The 3,861-nt window shown below is 75.4% G+C and carries 3 protein-coding genes; 2 read left to right on the top strand and 1 reads right to left on the bottom strand.

Features of this window, described 5'->3' with window-relative positions:
- Positions 1 to 2,348, bottom strand: a 2,348-nt coding sequence (locus tag DY240_RS23715; RefSeq protein WP_119662202.1) for an ATP-binding protein, incomplete at its 3' end; no start/stop codon positions are given.
- A gap of 138 nt (positions 2,349 to 2,486) precedes the next feature.
- On the opposite strand from DY240_RS23715, the gene DY240_RS23710 reads away from it, so the two are divergent.
- Together DY240_RS23710 and DY240_RS23705 are read left to right on the top strand one after the other, a co-directional pair.
- A complete protein-coding gene (locus DY240_RS23710; RefSeq protein ID WP_119662203.1) occupies positions 2,487 to 3,098 on the top strand; it encodes a dihydrofolate reductase family protein in 612 nt (203 codons plus the stop codon).
- A gap of 76 nt (positions 3,099 to 3,174) precedes the next feature.
- Entirely contained in the window at positions 3,175 to 3,789 is a 615-nt protein-coding gene (locus DY240_RS23705) for an ATP-dependent Clp protease proteolytic subunit (protein WP_119662201.1), read from the top strand.
- Positions 3,790 to 3,861: the final 72 nt, after the last annotated feature.

The following is a 3,861-nucleotide window of genomic DNA, read 5'->3' as shown; positions in this document are numbered from 1 at the left end:
GCCCGGGCGCGCGACGTCGCGCCGGCCAGCACACCGGCCGCCTCGGCGGCGCCGCGCCGGGCGAGCAGCTCCGCCAGCGCGCCGAGGCTGCCGATGCAGCCGAGCACGAGGTCGTGGTCGGCGCGCAACCGCAGCGCCTCGTGGTGCAACCGCAGGGCGGCATCGGGGTCGCCGGGCTCGGCCAGCAGCGCCTGCTGCTCGAACAGGTCGGCCCGGATCCGCGGCCGCGCCCGCGTGGTGTCCTCGTCCGCGGCCAGTCCGGCCAGCAGCTCGGCCGCCGCCTCGCGATCACCCGCCTCCCGCAGCGCGGCGGCGAGCACCAGCCGGCTCTCCGGCAGCAGCAGCTCCGGCCGCGGCTCGGGCAGCCAGCGCAGCTCGCGGCGGGACCACGCGACGGCGTCGGCGGCGCGGCCCTCGTGCAACGCGACGATCGCGTGGCTGCGCTCCCAGCCGGGGAGGTAGGGCGGCGAGTCGGCGCCGGCGGCGAGCTCGTCGATCGGCGCCAGGACGGCGGCCGCGTCGTCCGCGCGGCCCTGCAGCGTGCGCAGCTCCGCCAGCGCCGCGGTGGCGATGGCGATGCGGTGGAAGTCGTGCAGCGGCCGGGCCGTCGCGACGGCGCGTTCGGCCAGCTCGGCGGCCCGGGCGACGTCGCCGAGCTGTGCCGTGCTGACCGCCAGCCAGCTCAGCGCCGACGAGCCGGTGCCGCGGTCGCCGCGGGCCAGCAGGCGGGCGGCGGCCGGCTCGAGGTGCTCGACGGCGGCCCGGTGCTCGTCGCGCACCAGGTGGATGAGCCCGACGAGCGCCTGTGACGCGTCGGCGACGAAGCCGCCGCCGGCCGCCCGGGCGTCGTCACGGGACCGGACGGCGTCGGCCATCGCGCGGTCGAGGTCGACCCCGACCCAGCCGATCGCCACCAGCGACCGCGCCAGGTGCTCGGTCGCGGCCAGCTCGTCGTCGGCGGACAGGTCCAGCTCGGACAGCAGCGTCAGCGCCTCGCGCGCGGCGCGGTACCCGTCGCCGCCGGGCACCGTGGTGTCGGCGACCAGCGCGAGCGCCGTCAGCACCCGCGCCTGCAACGGGGTCCGCTCCCCGGCCCCGCGTTCGGCGGCGCGCCGCAGCAGCGTCAATCCCTCGGCGCCGCGCGCCTCCAGATGCCACAGCCAGGACAGCCCGGCGGCCAGCCGGCGCCCGGCGGCCGGATCGTCGCGGCTCAGCCCCCACTCGACGGCCGCGCGCAGGTTCGGGTACTCGGCGCCGACGGCGGACCGCCAGGCGTCGCGGTCGGTGTCGAGCAGCGGCGCCAGCTCGTCGAGCCGGGCGAGGCACCGGTCGAGATGCCGGTCGCGGACGGCGTCGGCCTCGCCCGCCTCGACCAGCCTGGCCTGTGCGTACGCCCGGACGACACCGAGCAGGCGGTACCGCGCCACCGGGCCGGTCGGGTCGGCCACGACCAGCGACTTGTCGATCAGCCCTCGCAGCGCCTTCAACATCGCCGGCGCCGGCAGTCCGGCGACCGCGGCGACGGCGTCCGCCGCGAACCCCGGCTCGAACACGGCCAGCCGGCGGAACAGCACCCGTTCGTCGTCGTCGAGCAGCGAGTGGCTCCAGCGCATCGACGCCTCGAGCGTCTGCTGCCGGAACGCCGCCGTCCGCGCACCGCCATCGAGCAGCGCGTACGGGTCGGCGAGCGAGTCGGCGATCTGCGCCGGCGACAGCGTCGCGGCCCAGCCGGCCGCCAGCTCCAGGGCGAGCGGCAGCCGGTCCAGCCGGTCGCAGACCCGCCGGGCGCCCGCCGTCGCCTCGGGGTCGCCGGCCACTCCGGCGCGGTCGAGGAACAGCTCCAGCGCGTCGGCCAGCCCGAGCGGCGGCACCCGCCAGACCCGCTCGCCCGCGACGCCGAGCGAGGCCCGGCTGGTGGCCAGCAGCGCGACGCCCGGGCAGCGGGTCATGATCGCCGCGGCCACCTGCGCCGCACCGCCGATCACGTGCTCGCAGTTGTCCAGCGCGAGCAGGAGCCGCCGATCGCGCAGCGCGTGCGCCAGCGCGCCCGCCGGGTCCGGCCCGCCCGGCAGCGGCACGTCGAGCACCTCCGCGACCCGGGCCGCGACGGCGTCGCCGCCGCCCTCGGCGCCCTCGGGCAGGTCCTCCAGGCTCGCCCAGACGACCTGGGGCCAGGCCTCGGCGAGGTCCTGGCACACGCGCACGGCCAGGCGGGTCTTGCCGCAGCCGCCCGGACCGGCCAGCGTGAGCAGCTGTCCCGGGCGCACGGCACCGCTGACGGCGGCGCGCTCTTCGGCCCGGCCGACGAACGACGACAGCTCGGGCGGCAGGTGGCGGAGGTCGGACATCACCCAGCAGTGTGACACCGCCTCCCCCGGCGGTGCCGCCGCATATCGGCCACGTGGCAGATGTTCGGCAGGGCCGGCGGCGACACGATCGATCCATCGGCGCCACCGGGGCGCCACAGCACCGAAGGACACCGCATCATGACCGAGAACACGAGTCACACCACCGGCCGCCGCGTCGTCGCCAACCTGTCCCTCTCCCTCGACGGCCGCTACTACGGCCCCGGCGGCGAGTACGACATGAGCTGGGTCGCCCCACACGCGATGACCGAGACGGCCCGTGAGCACATGACCCGCTCGACCACCACCGCGACGACGGTGCTGCTGGGCCGCAAGAACTACGAGGGCTTCGGCGGCTTCTGGCCTACCGTCGTCGACAACGAGCAGTTCGACCCGCGGGACCGCGCCTACGCGGCCTGGCTGAACGAGGTCGAGAAGGTCGTGTTCTCGACGACGCTCACCGAGACGCCGTGGCAGAACTCGCGGCTGGCCGAGCACGACCCGGCGACCGAGGTGCGGCGGCTGCGCGCCCAGCCGGGCGGCGACATCGTCGTGCAGAACAGCGCCAGCATCATCCGGACGCTGCTCGCCGCCGACGAGATCGACCGCCTGACCCTCAACCTGTGCCCCGAGCTCGTCGGCGGCGGCGCCCGGCTGTTCGAGGACGGCGTCCCCGCGAGCTCGTGGTCGCTGGCGGACCTGGCGACGTCGGAGTCCGGCGCGATCTACCTCACCTACGACCGGAGGCGGTGACGGCCTCTGCTGGCAGCAGATTGTCTTGGAGTGGGTCCCGCGCCCTGCCGATGATCGAGGCAGAAGGGAGAACGACATGACGAACGCGGGACCCATCGCCGGGACACTGGACGACCAGCTGGCCACCCGGCTCCTCCACCAACGGATCATCGTCCTGGGCACCGAGGTCGACGACCAGGTCGCCAACCGGCTCTGCGCGCAGCTGCTGCTGTTGTCGGCCGAGGACCCGCGCAGCGACATCAGCCTCTACATCAACTCCCCCGGCGGCTCGGTCAGCGCCGGCCTCGCGATCTACGACACCATGCGGCTGATCCCGAACGACGTCGGCACGCTGGCGATGGGGCTGGCGGCGAGCATGGGGCAGTTCCTGCTCACCGCCGGCACACCCGGCAAGCGGTTCAGCCTGCCGCACGCGCAGGTGCTCATGCACCAGGGCTCGGCCGGGTTCGGCGGGACGGCGGCGGACATCGAGATCTACTCCCAGCAGCTGGCCCGCACGTCGGAGCTGATGACGAGGCTGACGGCGGAGCACACCGGCCAGACGCCGGAACGCATCGAGGCCGACAGCCAGCGCGACCGCTGGTACACCGCCGAGGAGGCGCTGGCCTACGGCTTCATCGACCACATCGTCGAGCACGTCGACGACGTCCGGCCGAAGTCCGGCCGCCCGGTCGTGGGGGTGGGCGCATGAGAAGCCCTATGTCAAGCCGGCTCCGGTTGATCTTGGTTGAGGAGTTGTTGGAGGGCGCGGTGGCGGGTGGGG

The organism is Jiangella rhizosphaerae (genome assembly GCF_003579925.1).
Lineage (GTDB): Bacteria > Actinomycetota > Actinomycetes > Jiangellales > Jiangellaceae > Jiangella > Jiangella rhizosphaerae.
Note: the sequence above shows the minus strand (reverse complement) of the source record. Positions and strands in the feature narration are given on the sequence as shown.

What these genes read in the sequence shown, in the direction of transcription:
- DY240_RS23705 (WP_119662201.1), top strand. Translation starts at nt 3,175, where the DNA reads ATGACGAACGCGGGACCCATCGCCGGGACACTGGACGACCAGCTGGCC.
- DY240_RS23710 (WP_119662203.1), top strand. Translation starts at nt 2,487, where the DNA reads ATGACCGAGAACACGAGTCACACCACCGGCCGCCGCGTCGTCGCCAAC.